Source organism: Tianweitania sediminis, assembly GCF_017813335.1.
GTDB lineage: Bacteria > Pseudomonadota > Alphaproteobacteria > Rhizobiales > Rhizobiaceae > Tianweitania > Tianweitania sediminis.
Window position 1 is genome coordinate 1 of the sequence record NZ_JAGIYY010000014.1, and the last position, 22,046, is coordinate 22,046.

General features: G+C 58.7%; 18 protein-coding genes. 9 read left to right on the plus strand and 9 right to left on the minus strand.

Features of this window, described 5'->3' with window-relative positions; translation table 11 throughout:
• The first annotated feature begins 228 nt into the window (after window positions 1-228).
• From J5Y06_RS23215 to J5Y06_RS22345, 8 genes are all read left to right on the plus strand, one after another.
• Complete coding sequence (locus J5Y06_RS23215) at window positions 229-1,104, plus strand: DNA-binding transcriptional response regulator (RefSeq protein ID WP_245248307.1); 876 nt, start codon at window positions 229-231, stop codon at window positions 1,102-1,104.
• Window positions 1,041-1,202 carry an ATP-binding protein gene (locus J5Y06_RS23655; RefSeq protein ID WP_385932645.1) on the plus strand — a complete coding sequence of 54 codons (162 nt, stop codon included), beginning with the start codon at window positions 1,041-1,043 and terminating at the stop codon, window positions 1,200-1,202. The genes J5Y06_RS23215 and J5Y06_RS23655 overlap by 64 nt, the downstream gene beginning before the upstream one ends.
• Before the next feature lie 651 nt (window positions 1,203-1,853).
• Window positions 1,854-2,012, plus strand: a complete 159-nt coding sequence (locus J5Y06_RS22320; RefSeq protein ID WP_209337423.1) for a hypothetical protein — start codon at window positions 1,854-1,856, stop codon at window positions 2,010-2,012.
• Window positions 2,013-2,460: 448 nt separating this feature from the next.
• Window positions 2,461-2,826, plus strand: coding sequence for a hypothetical protein (locus tag J5Y06_RS22325; protein ID WP_209337424.1), 366 nt, complete (start codon window positions 2,461-2,463; stop codon window positions 2,824-2,826).
• Between the two features lie 475 nt (window positions 2,827-3,301).
• Entirely contained in the window at window positions 3,302-5,239 is a 1,938-nt protein-coding gene (locus J5Y06_RS22330; protein WP_209337425.1) for a M23 family metallopeptidase, read from the plus strand.
• A gap of 646 nt (window positions 5,240-5,885) precedes the next feature.
• Window positions 5,886-6,404, plus strand: a complete 519-nt coding sequence (locus J5Y06_RS22335) for a copper chaperone PCu(A)C (protein WP_209337426.1) — start codon at window positions 5,886-5,888, stop codon at window positions 6,402-6,404.
• Complete coding sequence (locus J5Y06_RS22340) at window positions 6,404-7,012, plus strand: SCO family protein (RefSeq protein ID WP_209337427.1); 609 nt, start codon at window positions 6,404-6,406, stop codon at window positions 7,010-7,012. Before J5Y06_RS22335 ends, J5Y06_RS22340 begins: the two co-directional genes overlap by 1 nt.
• A gap of 303 nt (window positions 7,013-7,315) precedes the next feature.
• Window positions 7,316-7,930, plus strand: coding sequence for a transglutaminase-like cysteine peptidase (locus J5Y06_RS22345; RefSeq protein WP_209337428.1), 615 nt, complete (start codon window positions 7,316-7,318; stop codon window positions 7,928-7,930).
• 86 nt (window positions 7,931-8,016) lie between these two features.
• Here J5Y06_RS22345 and J5Y06_RS22350 read toward each other — a convergent pair whose 3' ends face one another.
• The 9 genes from J5Y06_RS22350 to J5Y06_RS22390 all read right to left on the minus strand — a co-directional run bounded on the left by J5Y06_RS22350 (window position 8,017) and on the right by J5Y06_RS22390 (window position 20,618).
• A complete protein-coding gene (locus tag J5Y06_RS22350; RefSeq protein WP_342453478.1) occupies window positions 8,017-9,051 on the minus strand; it encodes an ABC transporter ATP-binding protein in 1,035 nt (344 codons plus the stop codon).
• Window positions 9,052-10,656, minus strand: a complete 1,605-nt coding sequence (locus tag J5Y06_RS22355; RefSeq protein WP_342453479.1) for an ABC transporter permease — start codon at window positions 10,654-10,656, stop codon at window positions 9,052-9,054. It abuts the gene before it with no gap.
• Between the two features lie 7 nt (window positions 10,657-10,663).
• Window positions 10,664-11,617 carry an iron ABC transporter substrate-binding protein gene (locus tag J5Y06_RS22360; RefSeq protein ID WP_342453480.1) on the minus strand — a complete coding sequence of 318 codons (954 nt, stop codon included), beginning with the start codon at window positions 11,615-11,617 and terminating at the stop codon, window positions 10,664-10,666.
• 361 nt (window positions 11,618-11,978) lie between these two features.
• Window positions 11,979-12,650: a response regulator gene (locus J5Y06_RS22365; protein WP_209337431.1), complete on the minus strand. Its 672-nt coding sequence runs from the start codon at window positions 12,648-12,650 to the stop codon at window positions 11,979-11,981.
• Window positions 12,647-13,972, minus strand: a complete 1,326-nt coding sequence (locus J5Y06_RS22370; RefSeq protein ID WP_209337432.1) for a sensor histidine kinase — start codon at window positions 13,970-13,972, stop codon at window positions 12,647-12,649. Before J5Y06_RS22370 ends, J5Y06_RS22365 begins: the two co-directional genes overlap by 4 nt.
• A 478-nt stretch (window positions 13,973-14,450) precedes the next feature.
• Window positions 14,451-16,442, minus strand: coding sequence for a heme lyase CcmF/NrfE family subunit (locus J5Y06_RS22375; protein WP_209337446.1), 1,992 nt, complete (start codon window positions 16,440-16,442; stop codon window positions 14,451-14,453).
• Between the two features lie 467 nt (window positions 16,443-16,909).
• Window positions 16,910-17,128 (minus strand): heavy-metal-associated domain-containing protein, encoded by a 219-nt coding sequence (locus J5Y06_RS22380; protein ID WP_209337433.1) that lies wholly within the window; start codon window positions 17,126-17,128, stop codon window positions 16,910-16,912.
• Window positions 17,129-17,506: 378 nt separating this feature from the next.
• A complete protein-coding gene (locus J5Y06_RS22385) occupies window positions 17,507-20,011 on the minus strand; it encodes a heavy metal translocating P-type ATPase (protein WP_209337447.1) in 2,505 nt (834 codons plus the stop codon).
• A gap of 142 nt (window positions 20,012-20,153) precedes the next feature.
• Window positions 20,154-20,618, minus strand: coding sequence for a Fur family transcriptional regulator (locus J5Y06_RS22390; protein WP_209337434.1), 465 nt, complete (start codon window positions 20,616-20,618; stop codon window positions 20,154-20,156).
• A 608-nt stretch (window positions 20,619-21,226) separates the two neighbouring features.
• On the opposite strand from J5Y06_RS22390, the gene J5Y06_RS22395 reads away from it, so the two are divergent.
• The gene (locus J5Y06_RS22395; protein ID WP_209337435.1) at window positions 21,227-22,033 is read left to right on the plus strand and encodes a universal stress protein; all 807 of its coding nucleotides are present in this window, start codon (window positions 21,227-21,229) and stop codon (window positions 22,031-22,033) included.
• Window positions 22,034-22,046: the final 13 nt, after the last annotated feature.

A 22,046-nucleotide genomic window follows, 5' to 3' on the forward strand; every position in this document is an offset into this window, starting at 1 on the left:
ATGTGATGACTTCGACCCTGCTGAACGGAGCGTCAGAGGCTTTGGACATAGTCTTACTCATAGGCGTATGCCTATGCCTTATCAGCTATGCCGCGTGTCCGGTCAAAATGGGGTGCGCTCCAGATGGCTGCAAAGGCGGTCATAACGATAAGGATCCGACGATGGCCAATGCCTTTCCAAGATCTACGCTGCACACCCAATTTCCATCGCTGCTCATCACAAGCCGAAATGGATTCACGAACCCTGCCGCGGATGATAGGGACGGCTTTATCCCTACTTGAGATCTGCCGGATTCTAGGACTGGCCGTTCTCGCAAAACGTCCGCTGATTGAATCTGCCCTGCCAATGCCTCGCGCTCTCGTGATCGAAGATCAGAATCTCATGTGTTCCACCTTGATTGAGGTGGTTCAGGAGCACTTTCCTACCTACATGGTGCTCGGCGCATCCACTTTGGCTATGGCGCTCCGGCTGCTGGAATCTGCATCCTTCGATCTCGTAATGATCGATCCCGGCCTGCCTGGCGCGGATCCTCTTAATGCAGACGGCCGGATTAGCTTAGTCAAGACCGTCGTCGAGGCGTCGACGGGAGCCGCACATATCGTGTTAACCGGCAACGATACGGCTGATGAGGCCGAGATGTTGCGCGTTCTAGGCGTGCAGGCCTATTCGTCCAAGACAGGTCTGACCCGATCACGGCTGCACGAGCTTCTCGCGTCGATCCGTCCCAATGCCTATTCGGTCAGGCTCGCCGAGACGGTATCTGACCGCGCAGACGTAAGCGTCAGGCAGTTGTCTCTGCGCGAGCGACAAGTGCTCGAGTTGATGCTCGTTCGCCGCACGGCCGATACCCGGCGATCGGTCTATGATCGCATGGCGAGCATCTATGGGGTCGATCCTGCGAGCGCGGAGCGTTACTTCAAATCGGCGATCAAGAAGCTGCGCGTCGGTGGCATCAATGTAAGGGATACAACTGGCGCTTCTGGCGGAAATGGATCGTCCTCAACGTATCCGACGATGGTACGGGTATCGGTCCCGGTATCGTGGATAAGATCATACAACCATTCTTTACAACCAAGTCGGGGCCTCACAACGGGCTGGGGCTGACGGCGGTCAGTCAGATGGTGCAGGCCTTAGGCGGATCGTTCTCTATCACATCGAAGCCTGGCAATGGGACAGTCGCAAGCATTTTATTCCCTATCTGAGTTCGCTCCCTCGCCCTGATCGTCGAGATCGAGTCCGAACTCTACGCCGAGGTGCAAGCTGCACTAGATGCTCGCAACGTTACCCAATAAGCTGCGTAAGCCGGATAGTCCGTTGTCCGCCTCAGTCGGAGCCTAGCTACTTTGGCCGGCAGCTCGACGGATTTATGTCGCGGTAGATAAGATTGGCAGCTTTCGGTGCTCATTGAGTTCCGTGGATTTTGCGAGGCACCAAGGGCAACGCACAGCCGCCCGGGGAAGCTCTCGACGGCATGAAGCGCAAACATGCGGAGTGGCGGGTGCCTTCATAAGCTGACTCTAAGCCTTGGGAATAACTGGCTCCAACTAGACCACCTTCTTCCCGACAGTGTGGCAGGTCGCTACCACATAGTGTCGCAGCCAGGTCGGCTAGATGGCTCTTGCCTCTGTCCTGCTGGTTTTGAGCAAGCAACTCGTCCAAAAGCGCCTTGCGCGGACCTGAGCGAGCGTCGTGAAGCCATGGTGCCGCGGCTACGCTCTTCTAGGCATGTGATAGAGACGGCCCGTCGCTCCCCGGGAGTGCAGCAAACACGACCCGACGACTTCGACGTTAGTCCCAACTGGAGAACCACGCTATAGTGAGCCTTACGTGGCTCGACAGGGAAGGGAGTTCGCGTGGTGCGGGTTTTGCCGGGCTGGGCTGAGACCGAGGCGGCCGTCGCGATGACCGACCGAATCGCCGAACAGGCGGGCGCCGACTACGAGGACGGCAAGAAGATCATCATGGATTCGCTCCGCGGTACACATCGCGCAGGCCATCAGGAGCGCCTGTGAGAGTTTCGGAGGTCCAGCCTTCAATACCACCAAATCGAACACCCCCACAGGGTCGTCACTCCTGCTCCGGCAATCTGCTGAACCCAAGTTCTTCTTCTACGATACGCTCTACGACACTTCCATCCATCTCGGCGACCGGCGAAAGCCTTGCGATCTCCGAAGCAACTTTTGCCCAATGCCAAAACTCATCATTATCACTGTGCACGCGAGCGCGTGCCGCCAGACGCTGGGCTGAATAGTAGGCACCAGGTTCGTCCTGCCCGATCAATTCACGAGCGTCAGCCTGCCATCGCTTCCTAATGGCGCGCCGTTCATCGATCCATCGTGAAATTCCAAAAACCACCGCACTCGAACCGACCAAAGGAGTGAAAGATTAGCATGTCTACGCCATCGGAGAATGCTGAATTTTTGGGGCTGTCGCTGCGGTTAAATAGCCGTAGATTTGGTAGTGCCGGAATGGGAAGGGGAGGTCACACCATGGCCGATCGAGAAGCTGAATACGGCCAAATCAAAAGGAATTACCATGCTGAAGCTAAGCCGCGCCGAACTCCATGAACTGATCTGGTCCAAGCCGATGACCGAGATTGCAAGGCACTACGGCGTCAGAGATATGCATGTTGCACAGGCATGTGATGCCTTCGATGTCGCCCGTCCGCGGCCGGGATACTGGCAAAAAGTTGGTCATGGAAAAGCCGCGGAGACTGCCGAACTCGACAACACGCGATATGCAGCGACGGAAGTCGTTACGGTTGCACCGCCTGCAAAAAAGGCCGAGCCGCAGCAACCAAACACGGCCAAGAAGCGCGCAGCCTAGTTCACGATCGCGGATAGTCTGATGATCAAAGGGGACCGAGGCGCTCGCAGATCGCAATTGCAGAGTGTCCTTCAACGAAAACGTCGGCTGCAGTCACTGTGTTGCGCTGCGCTTCGGGAGCATTGTCCCGGCCGTGCGAGATTCCACGTTGGTAGGTCCTAGCCTCGATCACCAATACCTGGGTGCAGGACAAGCGATGGCGCTCAAATCTCCTGCGAGCCTATTCGGACAATTTGTCCCTTGACCCTCTAGGGGGATGAGGTCCTAACGAGGCTGCGGTTAGACCCGCTTGGAAGGACCTGAAAAAGCAAGTCGCAGAGCAACATCTGCGTTGCACGCATTAGAGCACCAATACGGAAATCGATCCGGCGTTTGATCTCTTTCCATCCCCGCCTGTGGAGGCAGGCATGTCCGCCTTTTGGTGGCGCCGGGTAACGCCTGATCCATAAGTTATCGAGGATATCAGCTCCCGTCCATGTCGTTCGAAGATACAGCCGCAACACTGGGGAATGAACCGCCTTTGGTCGCGGGCGGTCGTGGAAAGCCACCAGATGCGCGCGAGGTATCCATACGATGGCTGTCCGGGACGTTCCTCACAGGATTTACGTCATGTGTCCTGATGGGCGGTGCATTGCTTGCGACTCTTGATAGTAGGCAGGCTCTGAGTCCCCCACGTGAACTCGTCGAGAAATCGCCGCTCGGCGAATCCACAAACCAACCGACCGTCACGAAGACCGGTAGGCTGCTCTCTCCGCGAATCCTGTCGAATCTGAACGACACTCAGCGCTTTGATATCTCCACCATAACACCAAATCGCGACGGCGACCTTGTACGCACGACACCCTTTCTCCGGGTCAGCATGACGATGGCTGCCGAACACAGCACCGGCCGCTCATATGCCCCCTTCAACCCGCTCGAATTGTTTGACGAAGAACCAGCGCTGAACAATGCGAATACTGGCAATATTTACGGTGCCCGCGTCGAGAGCGAGGTCAGACTTCGTTTGGTAGACTTTCCGCTCGCATCAGAAAGGTTTGATGACGAAGATGATATAGCAACGCAAGATATTGAGCTGGAGGTGCGAAATATTGCTGCTGTCCTTACGGATGGCGATGTCCAGGTCACGGCTCTCCAGCATGTTGACCCGCAACGATTTGGCGAAGCGGTCGGAACAAGTGGGATTGGACAGTCGTACGGAATCCGAATTGTACCTGAGAACATGTCAGTCGCAGTAGCAGGAGATTCTCGGCGCATGGAATATGTCGAGGACGTCATTCCATTTGCAACTGATCGTGGAATTGATGATGCGCTGGCGCAGGCGGGTTACATTGGTGAGCGGTCAAGTCGTTTGGCGAAGATACTGATGCGGAAGAATGGGTCCCCTTTTCTGAAAGGCGGTAGCCTGCTGCGGCTTGGGATTGAATTGCGTCAGGACAGTTCAGAAATCGTGAGGGCGAGCGTCTATTCAAAGAGCCAACATGTCTTCACTGTCGCCTTGAACGATCGCCAACAGCTCGTAGACGGCCGCGAACCACAGCCCAATGCAACAATGGCGGCAGCCATCGACACAACTCATCAACCCACAGCCACCGAACCTGACAAACCCCCAGCTTTATACGACGGCATCTATCGTGCTGCTTTCGCTCATGGTTTGACGCGCCCCATGACCCGACAGCTGGTAAGGATACTCGGAACGACAGCGGACCTAAAATCACCGCTGAATCCGTCGGACAAAATCGAAGTGTTTTTCTCTCAGCCGGACGATGAGGGTAAGGCGACGAACGGTTCAGAGTTGCTTTTCGTAAAGGCCGATTTTGATGGTGTCCCGCGCACTTTCTACAGATATCAGGCGAGTGACGGCACAATCGGCTACTTTGATGAGAACGGGCGCAGCGCCCGCCAGTTTCTTCTGCGCAATCCGATCCCTGATGGCCGCTTCACATCCGGCTTCGGAAAAAGGCGACATCCTGTCCTCGGATACACCCGCCCACATACCGGAATTGATTGGGCGGCGCCACGCGGCACCCCTATCATCGCACCCGGAGACGGTGTGGTCGAGAAGGCGGGATGGAACGGCGGATACGGCCGCCAAACCGTTATTCGCCATGCAAATGGTTACCAGACCACGTTCAACCACCAAAGCAAGATCGCCGAAGGTGTTCTCCCTGGCGAACGAATCCGCCAAGGACAGATCATCGGCTATGTCGGATCGACAGGCCTTTCTACCGGAAATCATCTCCACTACGAATTGATCGTCAATGGCTCCAAGGTTGATCCGATGCGAGTGCGATTGCCGGATGGGCAACTGCTTTCGAAGAGTGAGCTGGAGAAATTTCTCTTGGTACGGAAGCGGATCGACAGCGTTCTCAGTGACAGAATGCGAAGGGATCCGGAGTTCACCACACCTGTCTGAAAACGATGCCACCACAATGTCTTCGACGATGACACGCCGATACTAATCCGCGTTTGACCCATGCGGTGACCACGAACTTTACTGTCGCATCGAAACCGCAAAATGTCGCGGCACCATGGGCTGATGCAGTCTGCGAATTACTATGTCGCATCGACAGCGCTTGTCGCGCCGATTTAGAATATGGTGATGTGCAAGTCGGCCTGCTCACGAAAGAGACACTGGAAAGACGGCCTTCTCATAGGTCTCCTTGCCTATGTGGTCCTATTGCAGGGACTTGCAACCGCGTATGCGACGACACTTATGGCAACCGATCAATTCGGTCCCTCGTTTGTCATTTGCGCTCCATCCGGTAACGCCGATCAGCCAGCGAGCGATCCGCTCGAAGATGTGGCTCAAAAATGCTGTAGAGCTTTTTGCAAAGCGGCCAGCATGGCGGGCCCAGTTATCGAGCCGCCCGTAAGCGGGACACATTGGCTTGTCCCAACCGCAAGTCTGGTAAGCGCGTTCCCTTCGATTTCCCGCGCAGTCCCCACGGGCGGACAGGGGACACTTCCTGAAGCACGTGGGCCCCCGCGTTTCTCCATCTGATCCCTATCGCGGCATGCCCCCGAAGTGTGCCCCAACATGCATTCATTTGGAGAATACGATGTTCAGTTCCGCTCGCGCTGCAATCACAGCAGCACTTCTCGCCCTTTCCATTCCCGCACTCAGTCTTGAAGCAAAAGCAGCCGAAATCGAGATCACGCAGCCCTGGACCCGTGCAACGCCGCCGGCGGCGAAGGTTGGCGGGGGCTATCTGACCTTGACCAACAAGGGCACGGTCATCGACACGCTTCTTGGCGCTTCGTCGGAGATTGCTGATCGTGTCGAGGTCCACAAAATGGAGATGGTGGACGGCATCATGAAGATGCGCCCTGTTCCCGAGGGTTTGGAAATACCGGCGGGGCAGACCGCAGAACTGGCGCCAGGAGGATACCACCTGATGCTCATGGGGCTGAAGAGACCAATCACCCAAGGCGAAAGGATCCCGCTCACGCTCAAGTTTGAAAAGTCGAATCCGGTCGATATAGAACTTGTTGCCGGGCCGCTTGGCTCTTCCAGGCCAAACGGTGGCGAGAATCCCAGTGGTGGCAGCTCATCCATGTCGCACGGGGAGAGTAACTGATGCGAGGCCGCAGAATAGGGCTCATCGCTGCCGCGATTCTTGCGGTGGTGCTCACCGTCGTTGGTTTCACGATTGTTACGGGGTCGAAATCAACGGGGGGAGGGCCACGCGGCAGCGGAGTGGCGACGGTCGGGGGGCCGTTCACCCTGACCGGCGTCGACGGGCAGGCCGTGACTGAGAAGGATCTGCTTGGTAAACCCAGCGCCATCTTTTTCGGGTTCACCTACTGCCCTGAGGTTTGTCCGACGACCCTGTCCGAGCTGTCGGCGCTCGCCGACCAGCTTGGCTCCGATGCTGACAAGTTGAACCTCGTCTTTATCTCCGTTGACGCGGAGCGTGACGGTCCCGAGGAAATGAAACAGTATCTCACCGCCTTCGATAGTCGCATCATCGGCTTAACCGGAACACCGGAGCAGATCGACGCAGCGGCCAAAGCCTTCAAAATCTACTATACGAAGGTGCTACTCGACGATGGTGACTACACGATGGACCACACAGCGTCGGTTATCCTGATGGATGCGTACGGCAAGTTCTTCGGGACCATGGCTTATGAGGAAGCGATGAGCGTGATGCTAGCGAAGCTCAAGAGGTTGATCGGCGAAGGCTGATCCGCCACGACAAAGCAAGGTTGCGACCGGCTTCAGATCATCCGTCGCAAGGAATCTTGACCTGCTGTGCGTGACCAACATGTTCGCTCGCGGTTCGAAGCGAGCGAACATGCCTTGCCCCAATTCCAGCTTTGGCGAGCGCGCCGATCGCGCAACATCCTTTCGCAGAAGGGTACGGCTGAAGGATCTCCTTCGTTGATCGTATGATCCGCAGTTAACTACGTTTGCTCTTTGTACAGCCGTTCAATTGACGATCTCCAACCTCTCAGCTTAACCTTTTGTTAAGCAAGAATTGGGGTTGTGATGCGTACGAACGTGGGGCGGCGGTCCGGATCATTTGCTGTTGGAGCGATTTTGAGTGTTCTGTTCTCGATTGCTCCTGCCCTAGCGGATTCGGCGATGGAAGTGGGACGCCTGACATCCCAACCGATTGGTCACTACGAGTTTTGCCAGTCCAATCCTGACGAATGCTCAATCACGACGATTGCACCAAAGCGCGAGAAACTAACGGACTCGATGTGGCGTAAGATTGTGTCGGTCAATGCCGCAATCAATCGTCAAGTCAGGCCGGTTTCGGATATGGAACTCTATGGCGTCGAAGAATTTTGGACGTACCCGGTAAACGGGGCTGGCGATTGCGAAGAATATGTCCTGGCCAAGCAACTGGAACTGCGAAACGCCGGACTGTCTATGTCCAATCTACTGATCACGGTGCTGCGTCAACGCAATGGCGAGGGTCATGCTGTGCTGACCGTGCGCACCGACAAAGGGGATTTCGTTCTCGATAATCTGAATGAGAAGGTGGTTGAATGGCACAATACCGACTACACCTATCTCAAGATCCAATCGAGCCGGCATAGTGGCAAATGGGTCTCCATTACCAATGCCGACGTACCTATGACAGCAACCGTGCGCTGAAAACTTCACGCCGTCGTTGAGCGTCGATAGGGATCGTGACCGCTCCTTCGATCACGATATCGCTAGTCGTATTTTTCGAAACTGCGTCACTGTTTGCTGTCTCCTAGCGGCACAGCTTCCCCGTCCACGGCGACGCACACCGGCGTCCCCTCCGCCAGCCGGATGGATTGCATGGCGTCGACCTGCACTTCGACGCCGTTGCAGTCGACCCAGTAGGTCATGTCATGTCCCTTGAACTCCACCGCCACGATGCGGCCGTTCGGCTGCTCGTCCGCCTCCACGGCGCGAATCCCGAGCCGCTCAGGCCTCAGAGAAATGCTCACCCGGCCTGATGCGGGGCGCGTCAGGGGCAGCAACCCGAGCGAGGTCCGCACGAAGCCACCTTCAGCGGTCCCTTCCAGAAGATTCGTGCGTCCCAGAAAGGTCGCAACGAACGCATCGGCCGGCCGGTCATAGACCTCGTGCGCCGCGCCGTTTTGCAGAATGCGTCCGTCGCGCATGACCGCGATGCGATCGGCAAAGCTCAACGCTTCCTCCTGGTCATGCGTGACGAAGACGATCGCGATTCCGGCCGACTTGAGCAGACGCCGGATCTCGCGTCGTGCCGCGCTGCGCAAAGCGGCGTCGAGATTGGAGAAGGGTTCGTCCAGCAGGATCAGGCGGGGTTCGGCCGCGAAGCTGCGGGCAAGAGCCACACGCTGCTGTTGCCCGCCGGAGAGCTGATCGGGATAGCGCTGGTCAAATCCATCGAGGCCGACCATGCCGAGATAGCGCGCGACCATCTCCCGTCCTTTCCGCCGCGCGCCAAACCGGATGTTTTCACCGACAGTCATGTGGGGAAACAGCGCGTAGTCCTGGAACACCATGCCGATGCCCCGTTGTTCCGCAGGCATCGAGGTTAAATCCCGCCCCGAAAGCAGCACCCGGCCGGCATCCGGCGTCTCGAAGCCGGCGATCATCCGCAGTGTCGTCGTCTTGCCGCAACCCGAAGGACCGATCAGCGCAAGAATCTCGCCCGCATCAAGATCGAATGAAAGATCGTCGACGACTGCGGGTCCGCTACTGGTGAAGCGCCGAGTCAGGCTGCGGACGGAAAGAAGAATATTGTCGGTCATGCGCATTCACTTCCCGGCAGCGCGCGCGGCGCTGCCTTCGTATTTCAGGATCAGCCCCACGAAGAGGCTGGAGAACAAGATAATGCTGAGCGCGAACGGCGCCGCGTCCCCCATCATACCTTCATTGGTTCGGCTGAAGACGTTCATGGCCAGTGTGCTGTAACCCATAGGGGCGAGCAGATAGGTGATTGGCAGTTCCTTCACGACCATGATGAAGACCAGGAGGGATCCGGCGACCATCGGCCGACGCAAGCGGGGCAGGACGACACGCATGAAGGCCGTCGTGGGCGAGACTCCAAGGGCGCGGGCGGCCTCTTCCTGCCTCGTGCCAATCTGCAGAAGCGCAAGCCGGATCGGTCCGAACGCAAGCGCGACGAAGCTCATGACGTAGGCGAACATCAGCAGCGCGTAGCTCTGGTAGAGGAATGGCGCGTTCCGTAGCGCGAAGAACACCATGGCCAGTGCGAAGGCCAGCGCCGGGGTCGCGTATCCCACGAAAGCCAGCCTCTCGATCAGTGAGGCGAACGGTCCTGGATGGCGCAACGTCAAAACGACGACCGGCACCGCGAGCACCATTGTCAGGACTGCGGCCGGGCCCGCGGTCAAGAATGTACCGAGGGCAGTGCGACCAAGATGCGCCCATTCGGCTTCCGGCACTCCGAGCCGCATCCAGTGGCCGAGAACCATCAACGGCAATCCGAGCGAGCATAGCACGACCAGCGCGAAGAACGCCCAGGCAGCCAGGTGCCAGCGGCCAAGGCCAATTGGCCGGGTGATCCGCGCGGAGCCGGTTCCGGTACGCGCGAAGCGACGGTTGCGCGTGACCGCGCGCTGTGCGCTCAACGCCACGACAGTCAGCGCCAGCAGCATCAGAGACAGCCACGCGGCATAGGTGCGGTCGAAAGCGCCGCTGTACTGAGTGAATATGGCGTAGCTGAAAACCTCGTAGCGCATCAGCGCGATAGCGCCGAAATCGCCGATCACGTAAAGACCGACGATCAGCCAACTTGCGACCATAGCGGGCCAGAGCTGAGGAAGAACGATGTGGCGAAAGATGACCAGGCGCGATTTGCCTAGGCTTTGCGCGGATTCCTCGAGCGCAGGATCCATGCCGAGAAACGCCGCCCGCAGGTTCAGGAACAGGTAGGGAAAGGTGTAGAGCGACAGGGCAAGGCCCGCGCCCCAGAGCCCGTGCAGGGGCGGCAGCGAGATGCCGGCCCATTGCCGGGCGAATCCGTAATAGCCGGAGAGCCCCAGCAACGCATAGGCCATCACATAGCCGGGAACGGCGAGCGGCAACGCCATGAGGAACGACAGAAGGCCCTTGAAGCGGATGTCCGTGCGCGTCACCAGCCATGCGGCTGGCAGGGCAAACAGCGTACCCAGCGTGAGCACGACCGCCACGAGCTTAAGCGTGTTCAGAAGAAGAAACAGGTTGCGCTGGCGGAAGACGATCTCACCGAGCTGCGACGCATCGGCATCGAGCGCGCGCATAAGCAGGTAGAAGACGGGCAAGAGTGTGCCGATGCCCACGACCAGCGCGGGCACGACAAGCAGGAGTGGAGGGCTGGGTGTGCGCCCCGCCCTCGTGAACGTGGCCAGAACCGTCACGAGCCGATCAGAGCAGACCGACTTCGCGCAGCAGATTCAGCGTGGCTTCGAGATCGCCGAGCGTGTTGGTGTCGACCTTCGGGCTGATCTCGTTGACGGCCTCGAGAGGCTCAAGCGTGGCGTGCGGGATAATGCCGGTGCGAACCGGATACTCGTAGCCCTGCAAGGTGATGAACTGCTGGGCGGCGGGCGAGAGCAGGAAATCGATGAACTTGCGGGCGTTCTCCTTGTTGTCGCTCGCTTCGACGATGCCGGCGCCGGCGACGAGCACGAGATTGCCAATGTCCCCGGCTGCGAATGTGGTCTGACCGACAGGGAACTCCGCATCGCGAGCGGTGTAGCGGCCGAGATAGTAGTTGTTGATCAGGCCGAAATCGACTTCGCCATTGGCTATGGCATCGATCTGGGTGCCGTTATTGCGATAGACCTTCGCCTCATTGGCGATCATCGCCTTCAGCCATGCTTTGACGGTCTCGTCGCCTTTGGTCAGGCGGAACGCGGTGACGAAGGCCTGGAAACCACCATTGGTCGGCGCCCACGCGACGCGACCCTTGTATTTCTCGTTTGTCAGGTCAGCGATGTTCTTCGGCAGGTCATCGTCTTTGACCCGTTCGGTTGAATAGACCAGCACACGCGTGCGGCCCGAGGTCGCTACCCACTTGTTGGCGTCGTTACGGAAAGCGTCCAGCACCGTCTCGTTCACTTCAGCTGGAAGATCTGCAAACGCGGAAGAAAGTGCGCCGAGAGCGCCGGCATCCTGTGCCCAGAAGACGTCCGCAGGGCTTTTGGCGCCTTCTTCCAGCAGCAGGGTGGCAAGTTCCGAGGTGCCGCCGTAGCGGACTTCTGCAGTTACGCCGGTTTCGGCTTCGAACTGCTTGATCAGCGGTGCTATCAGCGTCTCGCCACGGCCCGAATAGATCGTGACCGTCTCGGCAGCGGCAAACGAGGTCAGGCCGAGCACGAGACCGAGGCCTGCCAAAAGTGTTTTCTTCATAGTCGTTCCTTCCTTGATGTACCCGCACCCTCAGAGCAGGATCGCAAGGAAGTCCCGACATGACGGTCAGCAACGGCGCGTCGTGGCGGAACCACCGTGGCAGCTGCGAACGAATGCACAGCCAGCCAGCGAGCACGCCAGGTGCGGTCGGTTCAGAATACCTGCGGGTGGATGTTCCGAGGAGCTCTTGCGCGACGCGCGCAAACAACAACCCCGGAGCAAAGACCATCCCCCATCGGTCTACCTACAGATAACTATTCTGAAATTGTCCAGTTTAACACTGTCTTAGGACCATTGGCCGAGGATATCAGACCAAAGTCCTATAAGCTCATTGGGCTTTCTCGCAGTTTCTCAGGACCAGCGCAGCCTCGGTACGGTTGCGCACATTGAGCTTTTGCAGGATGTGGGTCATGTGATGCTTGACCGTCTTTTCCTGGATATCGGCCTGACGGGCGACTTCCTTGTTCGAGCAGCCGGTCGCCACCAGTTTGAGAACCTGGGTCTCTCGTGGCGTGAGTTGCGACAGAAGGTACTTGCCAACGGAACCGGGCTCCTGCTGCATCGGTTGGTCAACACTGGCGTCGGACATTCGTCCTGCCGAGAGGATTTCCGCGGCCAGCGTCGGCGTGACATGGCCGACACCACGGGCGACATCACGCACCGCCTCGATCAATGCTCTGCCGCCGACGCCCTTCAGGACATAACCGTGTGCACCCAGCCTCAGTGCCTTCAGCACGTCTTCACTGTCTTCCGAAGCGGTGAGCACGGCGATACGCAGATCGGGTTCCGAGGTACGGATGCGTTCCAACGCGGCAAATCCGCCGCCTGGCATCGAAAGGTCGAGCAGAACGACATCCGGCCTTAGCTCGCGGGCCAGATCCACAGCCTCCTGCGCCGAAGAACCTTCGCCGCAAACGCACAGGTCGCTGGCTTCCGACAGCGCCATGAACAGCCCTTGGCGAAAGATCGGATGATCGTCCACGATCAGAATACGGGTCATGAATGCTCGACCTCCGCGCCAGTCGGCAAACGCATCACGACGCTCGTGCCTGCTCCCTTCCGAGTATCTACACGGAAGCTTCCCTTCAGTCCCGCGACACGCTCGCGCAGACCGAGAAGCCCGAGCCCTTCGCTACACTCGTCCGGCTCGAAACCAGGACCATCATCGCGGACCTCGACCTCCATGCCTTCCACGATCCTGCGGATCGAAACTGCCTGTCGGGCGCCGCCCGCGTGCTTCGATCCATTGTTCAGCGTTTCCTGCAGGAAGCGATAAATACAGGTCTTGGCGGCAAGCGGGAGCTCCGGCAGATCCTCCGCCAACTTCATCGACACCTTGTGGCCGCAGCGGGCCTCATGCGCCGCCACGATACGCCTTGCTACCGTCGCCACCGACCAGCCTTCAAGCTCGGGCAGCGCCAACCCGCGACAGATGTAGCGAATCTCCTGCATGGCCTCGTTGACGGCCTGTCGAACCTGTTCCTGCTGCTGGTTCTTGGGATCGTCGAGCCGCAATGCGGCGAAAGCCAGCAATTGCGTGGGACCGTCGTGAAGCTCCGCGGAAATCCGGCGAAGCGTGCGCTCGTGCAATTCGGCGATCCGGTGATTTGCCTGCTCTACCCGCCGGGCGAGAACGCTGTTCTTCTCAAGCAGGAACGAGAGCTGCTGAACCTTCTCGCGGAGCGCCTCGCTTTGTTGCGAAATGGTGCGATTGCCGCGCGCGAAGACGATATAGAGCGCCGAAAAGATGCCGAGCGAGACCAGGCCCACGACAAGCCAGCTTCTCAGACGTGCATCGAAGAGATGTTGCCGTAGTTTGTCAGCCGTTGTGTAGAATTCGGCCACGGCGATGATCTCGCCTGTCTTTGCCGAACGAACCGGGCTGTAAACCTCGAGAAGAGGTTCGTCGCCGAGGCTTTCGACGTTGTTGTCGGGATGTGACCGTCGCGCAAACGCGGCGTCGACCCTGCCGGCCAAGGCGCTCGTCAGACCGGGACTCAGATCAAGTATGCGCCCGACGATGCCCGGATTGTCGCTGAATATGACACGGCCGTCCGGACCCCAGAGCTTAAACGCGGAAACCTCGTCCCGCAGAGCACCGCGACGCAGGATGTGTTCGAGCTCAAGCGTTGCATCCGCGCTGAGGAGGCCGGTTTCACCGATTTCCTGCGTTACAGGCGCTATGATGGCATCGACATAAAGTGCGGTTACTGCGCCCGCATTGTCGGTCACACCATCCTCGATCTCCGATGTCACCCAGAGGCCAATGACAAGCATGCCGGCGATGAGCACGACGCCGGCGACCATCATGAACTGCGTCATCAGGCCTGCAGAAGCGTTCCACCACCACGAAGCGATATCTAGATGCTTCCCGACTTTGACATGCACCTGTTCCCGATCTCCTTGTCCGTCGCATACGAAGGAGTTCATCGACGGACCGGAAGCCCGGAACGGCAACCTCCTACCTCTCCGTCCAGCGTGAGATCGAGCCGATTTCGGACCGTCGTCGTGGTATGCACCTTTTGTTCGCCGAAGCTTCGCTTCTCGACACTCCTCAAAATGTGAATACCACGCTCTACTTTTGTTTCCAATCCGGCAAGGCGAGCGCCGCAAGCAGGATTGCATTCGCGACCAATAGACCAATCTGTTCGGCAACGCGCTCCAAGCGCCGCCGTGCTCAGCGAGCGGCCAAGGCAGACATTCCGCTTGGGGAAAGATAGCGGCATTCCGCAGGGCGGATTATTCAGACGAACAGCGCTCGCTCAACCGAGGACCGATCGTAGAGCTCAGAAAGCCGCGCCTATGACGCTGCCACCTCCGCCTTGGTCATGCCCTTCACCTTGCGCGGTGCTGGCGCCCCGACACGGAGCCTGCGATCGAACAGCGACACTGCGCCGCCCAGCATCATCACTACTCCTCCAAGCCAGATAAATAGAATGAGCGGCTTCCACCATACGCGCACCACAAAGCCGCCGTCGGGCGTGGCGTCGCCAATCGACACGTAGATCTGGCTGAAACCGCGGGTCGCAATTCCAGCCTCTGTGGTTGGCATTTGACGCGCGCTGTAGAGCCGCTTGGACGAGATGATTTCACCGAGCACTTGACCAGCTTTGTCGGTGTAGACAAATCGACCTTGTTCCTCGGAAAAGTTCGGGCCTTGATATGGCGCTATGCCTTTGAAACTCAGTGTATATCCGGCGATTGGCAATGTTTCACCGGGGCGCATGACCTCAATCCGTTCGATTTCGAGCGACGTGACCGAGACGATCCCTAGCACGGTAACCCCTAGTCCGAAGTGTGCCATAGCCGTTCCGTAAACCGAACGCGGCAGCCCTTTGAAGCGACTCCAGGCGACAGAAAAAGAGATCGAGCCTATGCCAGATTTTAACGCAATGTCGGTGAGAGCTCCGAACATCAGCCAAAATGCGAGACCAGTTCCAAAAGCTGCCAACGCGCTGACACCATCGACAAGGAAGACAGCGACGAGCGCCGCCAATAGCGCGCCCCCCAAAGCGGCGTACAATCGTTGGGAGACGGCATAGAGATCGCCGCGTTTCCAAGCGAGCAGGGGCCCAAACGGTACCGCTAGCAGCAGCGGGACCACGAGAGGGACAAAGGTCAGATTGAAGAAGGGAGCGCCAACCGAGATCTTGTCGCCTGTTACCACCTCGACCACAAGCGGATAGAGCGTTCCGATCAGCACTGTTGCGGCCGCTGTCGTGAGAAACAGGTTGTTGAAGACCAACGCTCCTTCACGCGAAATCGGATGAAACAGTCCGCCCTGTGTCAAAGCATTGGCCCGCGCCGCGAACAGTGACAATGCACCACCAATGAACAGAACGAGGATCATCAAGATAAAGACACCACGCGCTGGGTCGCTGGCGAAAGCGTGTACGGACGTCAACACGCCGGAGCGAACAAGAAAGGTGCCAAGCAGCGAAAGCGAGAAGGTCAGGATTGCGAGCAACAGCGTCCAGATTTTTAGCGCCGAGCGCTTCTCCATTACAATCGCGGAATGAAGCAGTGCCGTGCCCGCTAGCCATGGCAGGAAGGACGCGTTTTCTACCGGGTCCCAGAACCACCAGCCTCCCCAACCAAGTTCATAGTAAGCCCAATAGGACCCCATCGAAATGCCGCCCGTGAGGAAAATCCACGCGGTCAGCGTCCATGGCCGTACCCAGCGCGCCCAGGCAGCGTCAATTTTTCCCTCGATGAGAGCGGCAACCGCGAAGCTGAAGCAAACTGAGAATCCTACATAGCCCAAATAGAGCAGAGGCGGGTGTATCGCGAGGCCGATATCCTGAAGGATCGGATTGAGATCGCGTCCTTCCATAGGAACCGGAACCATGCGAGCAAACGGGTTCGAAGTCATCAGGATGAAGAGCAGGAATGCCGCCGCCACAAGCCCTTGCACCGAAAGAACATTCGACCGAAGTGTCATGGGCAGGTTCCCGCTGAACCAAGCGACCAATGCGCCAAAAAATGTGAGGATCAGCACCCACAGAAGCATCGAGCCTTCGTGGTTTCCCCACACACCCGTGATCTTGAAAAGCATTGGTTTGGCCGAGTGCGAATTCTGCCAGACATTTGCCACCGAGAAATCGGACTGAACGTAAGCAACCGTCAGTGCGACAAATGACAGCATGGTCAGCAGGAAGCACATCATTGCTGCCGGCCCTGCGACGCCAGTCAATCTCGAGTCACCGAACTGCGTGCCGACGAGGGGTACAGCGAACTGTACCACCGCGAGGGAAAAGGCCAGTACCAGGGCAAAATGCCCGAGTTCGATAATCATCCCGACGCTCCCGCAGCCACTTCGCCAACCGTTGTGTGATCAGAGGCGCTTCAACGCGAAGCGATTGATCAGCACACGCAACCGCTGGAAGTCGTTAGCGCCTCTAGTTGGATGAGGTTCAAGACCCAGGCGCAAGTTTATTCCCGACCTCGGTGTTCATTGCAAAAGCCGGATCCGACAGCACACCGAGACAAAGCGTACAGTCCGCTAAGGCTAAGGATGGGCCGATGCCGAAGCTTGTTCGCTACACCTGATCGAAATGATCCATTACCTTCGGGTAACAATGTAGACGGCAGTCTATCGCAGCGCAGGCGAATACCAGGGACCGAGCTTCGGACGGATGTCGAAGGCGGCCACTTCCGCATTCGGCAGCACCTCGACATTTTCGAAACCCATTAGGTCCTCAATCAAACCGAGCCGCGCTAGCTGCTCTGGCCTATGCCAACGGAATGGGAATGCATCGATCATCGCTGAACTGCGTAGCCCGCGTGTTCGACGGCGTCGTAAATCGCACTCTCTGACACTTTGGTTGTATCGAGCTTCACAAGAGCACTGTTATCGACCAACGAAACCTTTACAGCCGCGATGCCCGGTAGCCTTCGCACCTCACTCTCGATGGTGCTGACGCAATCGGCGCAATCCATGCCCTCAATATTGAACTCGATAATTCTTGATGTCGTCATCGGTGGTTCCTTCGCATGTTTGAATGGACGATGACGCCCAATCTCAAACCTGCAGTTCCTCGAGGGTCAATAGCTCCTCTCGTGAAAATTGAGATAGTCGTATGCCCCGGCGACGCACAAATCAGCGCAAGGCCTTCTTCAACATGAAGGGTCATCTGCTATGGCTTCGCGATGAAGTCTGCCGTTCGTGGCATCGGTCAGCACGATCCGTCCTGATAGCGAGCCTTGGACGACGATGATCCGAAATGCTGGGCTGGCCCATGCTCTCCACGTCATCTATGCGTTCCAAGGTCCTCCGGAGATACTGCTGCGGCCTTTATCTCATCACAGAGTTCCTACCAACGGCGTACGCCGTCAGAATGCGCCAGAACACCGAATCTACGCTGCCGCCCGATAGGGATCGCGGTAGGCAAGCAGGCGCAAGGCATTGAAGACTACGAGCAGGGTCGAGCCTTCATGCACAGCGACCGCCGCCCCGATGCTCAAACCGAAGATCGTCGCAGGTACGAGCACGGCGACGATGCCGAGGCTGACAACCACGTTCTGGAGGATGATCGAGCGGGTCCGGCGGCTGAGCCCAACGGCGAAGGGCAGGTGCGCCAGGTCGTCGGCCATCAGCGCGACATCGGCTGTCTCCAGGGCGACGTCAGACCCGGCAGCGCCCATGGCGATGCCGACCGTCGCGCTCGCCATCGCCGGCGCATCGTTGACGCCGTCTCCAACCATGGCGACCTTGCCTTCGGAGCGCAGCTTCTTGATCGCTTCCACCTTGTCCTCGGGCATCAGATCGCCCCAGGCTTCATCGAGTCCGACATCCCTAGCGATCGCGTCGGCGACCTTCTGGTTGTCGCCCGAGATCATGATCATGCGCGTGATGCCGATCTCGTGCAGCTTTGCCAGCGCGTCCCGCGCGGCCGTGCGTGGCGTGTCCATCAACCCGATCGCGCCGAGGTCGCGATCGCCCTGGCGAACCACCATGGTCGTACGGCCGCCGTCTCTGAGCCGCGCGATCGCCTCGGTCATAGCGGTGCCCAGATATGGGATGCCATCGGAGCCGAACATTTCGGCCTTGCCGATCCAGACTGTCTGGCCTTTGAGTGTCGCCATCACACCCTTGCCTGTAAGGCTCTTAAGGTCGGACGCTTCGGCAACAGCCCGTCCGTCCAGTTTCTCCCTGCCGTCGCGCACGATAGCCTCGGCCAGCGGATGGTCGCTCAGGCTCTCGACGGCGACGGCCACCTCCAGCAAATCCCGCTCGGCGACGCCCTCGGCGGTGACGATGTCGGTGATGCGGGGCTTGCCTTCCGTCAGCGTGCCGGTCTTGTCGAAGGCGATCGCCGTCAGCGAGCCGAGATTTTCCAGCGGCCCGCCGCCCTTGACCAGCACGCCACCGCGCGCGGCGCGGGCGACGCCCGACAGGACGGCGCTCGGCGTGGCGATCGCGAGCGCGCAGGGGCTTGCGGCGACCAACACTGCCATCGCCCGATAGAAACTATCTCGGAACGGTTCGTCCACGACGACCCAGCCGAACAGCATCACAACCGCGAGCGCCAGAACCACCGGCACGAAGAACCGCTCGAACTTCTCGGTAAAGCGCTGGGTAGGCGACTTCTGTGCCTCCGCCTCGCTCACCATCTTGACCACCTTGGCGAGCGCGCTGTCGGTGGAGCGGCGCGTCACCTCGATCTCGACTGCGCCGGAACCGTTGATCGTGCCGGCGAACACGCGCGAAGCGCCGTCCACGGAATCGGGCCGCTCCCTAGCGATCGCGACGTCCGCAACCGGACGCTTGTCGACGGGGATGCTCTCGCCGGTTACGGGCGCTTGATTGATGCTGGTCGTGCCCCTGACGAGGAAGCCGTCGGCGGCAAGCCGCTCGTTGGGCCGCACGACGACGATGTCACCGACCACCAACTCCTCCACAGGAATCTCGCGGGTCTCCCCATCGCGTCTGACGGTCGCGACCGGAGGGGCAAGCTCGGCCAGGGCTTCGATCGCGCGCTTGGCGCGGCCCATGGCGTAGTGTTCGAGCGCGTGTCCGAGGCTGAACAGGAAGAGCAGCAGAGCGCCTTCCTCGAACGCGCCGAGCGCGGCCGCGCCGGCCGCCGCGACCAGCATCAGCGTGTCGATCTCGAACCGCCTGAGACGCAGATTGTCGATGGCCTCGCGCAGGGTGAAGAAGCCGCCGAAGAAATAGGCCGCGATGAAGCAGGCCGTGGGCAGCCAGTGCGGCGCGCCGGCCACCAGATACTCGATGGCGACGCCGATGCCCAGCAACGCCCCGCTCGACAGGGCGAAGATCAGTTCGGTGTTCGGCCCAAGGAACTCGCCATGCGCATGATCGTGGCCGTCGCCTTCGTCGTGCTTTTCGCCTGCCGGCCCGTGGTCGTGACCGACATGCGCGTCCTTGCCGCCTCCCGGAACGGATGCAGGCTCCCCCGTTCGCCGGACGCCGAGGCTGCGCAGGGCCTCGTCTATGGCATCTTTAGATATGGCCTCGCGATCGAACTCGACATGGACGGTGCCCGCGGCGTTCGCTTCCGCTTCGAGGACCCCCTTCATAGCCCGTAGCTTTTCGGCGGCCGTACGGGCGCGACGTTCATGACCTATGCCTGAGACATTCCACGTCAGATGCCCGAAGCGGCTCGTGATCTGCGCGCCGGCGGCCTGGGTAATCTCGCGGATCCTCGCCAGGGGGAGAACTTCCGGGTCGTAATGGAGGCAAAGCCTGGCAGGAAACTCAGCTTCAGCAGGAACGATATGGACCTTTTCAACGCCCTCTCGAGCCGCAAGATCGGCGGTGAGGCGATTGACGCAAGCGTCCGCCATATCGTCCACCTCAGGCAGAAGCACCGGAATGTCCAGACGTAGCTTGCTTGTCATGTTGAAGAACTCCCGCGTAATCAAACCTAGATTCAGTGAGTCAATATCATTCCTGTATGCAAAACCGATGCGGTCTCCAGCCAGACGCTGTAGCCCTTTGCCGCCTCTAGGCCACCGCTTGCCTACCTTCTACTTGGTGACTTCAGGACTCCCGCTTCCGCCTTTGCAAGGGTCTTACATAAATCTCAAGCCTATGGCTGATAATCTCGAAGCCGTGCTCCCGCGCGATTTGCTGCTGAAGCCGCTCGATCTCATCGGACCGAAATTCGACCACCTGGCCCGATTCTACGTCGATGAGATGATCATGGTGTTCCGCGTCGGCGCGCTCGAAGCGAGCAGGTCCGCTCCCAAAAACGTGCCTCTCAAGGACACCTTTTTCCTCGAGAAGGCTAAGTGTACGGTAGATCGTCGAAAGCGCGATACGTGGATCGACTTTTGTCGCACGCCGATGCAGTTCCAAAGCGTCGGGATGATCACTCGCTTGCTGAAGAAGCTCAACAATTACGCGGCGCTGACCCGTCAAGCGAAGGCCGCATTCTTTACAGATCTTGACGATATCAATCGGATCGATATGCAACGCTCTCAGCCAATCGTACCCTGCTACCATTCGACGGGTTGTGCCCCCGAACCTGCGTCTCCCGACCCAAGAAATGTGGGTTGGGTCGAGATAGCACAAGTTCCAACCCTTCTGGCAAGGGCAGCGCTTCGGAGAACGTGCCGCAGGCTTCGTGTTCTCGCTGCCTAAACGCCGACTAGACTGCACGAGTAGACTGGGATACGCGGGCTAATTCCAAGAAAGCTGAGACCTTTGATTGCAGACTGTCGCGAAGCCGAAGCACACCCAAAATCGAAGCTCGGCGCCGAAAAGCGGAATGCCTTGCGTGCCGATCAGGCAGTTGTGATCGAACAACTGTGACGAGGCCAGTTCCTGATCTGTGCAGCACCCTCCGGTCAATAGGATCGCCGCCTTTGTTAGTGACGTTGCGCCTTGCCGGTCGAACAGGCACTCTCAGCGAGCCGTCATTGCCTCGGACATCAGTATCTCTGCATGCCCTTTTGTCGCAGCGAAACAGAGATGACCGCGCTTGAACCTCAAGCAACCTGAGATGCTACCGAGGTAAGGGGGTAAGCCGCCATCTGATCGAAAAAGGGTGAATAGATGTCGCGATCACCGTCAACGTATATTGTTTGATCAGTCTTATTGGAGCTGCAACCGTGACGAAATTTTGTGAGATCGTTGTCGATGCGTGTCCGCGAAGCAATCTGACAGACACCCTTCGATTTGCGCGCGAGATGGCCAATGCGTTTGATGCCAAAATCTCGGTCGCTTCCTATGCATGGCCAAAAACGTCTATGAAAGACGTCTTGGCTCCGAGTGTTTTCTGGGCCGAAGAGCAGACCAGGTTGATGGAGCGGGCCTTGGCGTCCAGCCGGGCCATCGTTGACAACGTCTTCGGTGCCGATTCTGACGAAGTCCACTGGTGTTCGGGAATTGGCGAACCTACCGCTTCAATGCAGGCGCACCTTCTGACCGCAGACTTGCTGATCACAGATTCGTCAGCTGAAGAGGAAAGCGTGTTGCTGAACCCGGCTCACGTCGCCCTTGGCGCCGGTGTGCCGGTGCTGCGCCTCGGGCACTCATTTGGGGAAGTTCGCTTCTCCCGCATCCTGGTCGCTTGGAAGGACACGGCGCAGGCGCGCCGTGCGGTTCATGATGCACTTCCTCTGCTTGTCCGCGCAGAGAGCGTTTCAGTAGTGGGCGTGGGGGATGAAGTTTCGAGCGAACGGCTCGATGCAGTAGCAGCACATCTGCGCCGTCATGGCGCAAAAGCGCAGTATTTGCATATCCCCAATACCACTGGAGACGCTTGCTCAAGCCTACTCGAGCAAGCTCGGCGTGAGCAAGCTGAGCTCATTGTGACCGGAGTCTTTGGACGCAATTTGCTAGCCGAACGCGTTTTTGGGGGTGTAACCACGAAAATGCTGAGTAACGCTGAGATATGTTGGTTCATGTCCCACTGACGAGGCTTGTACA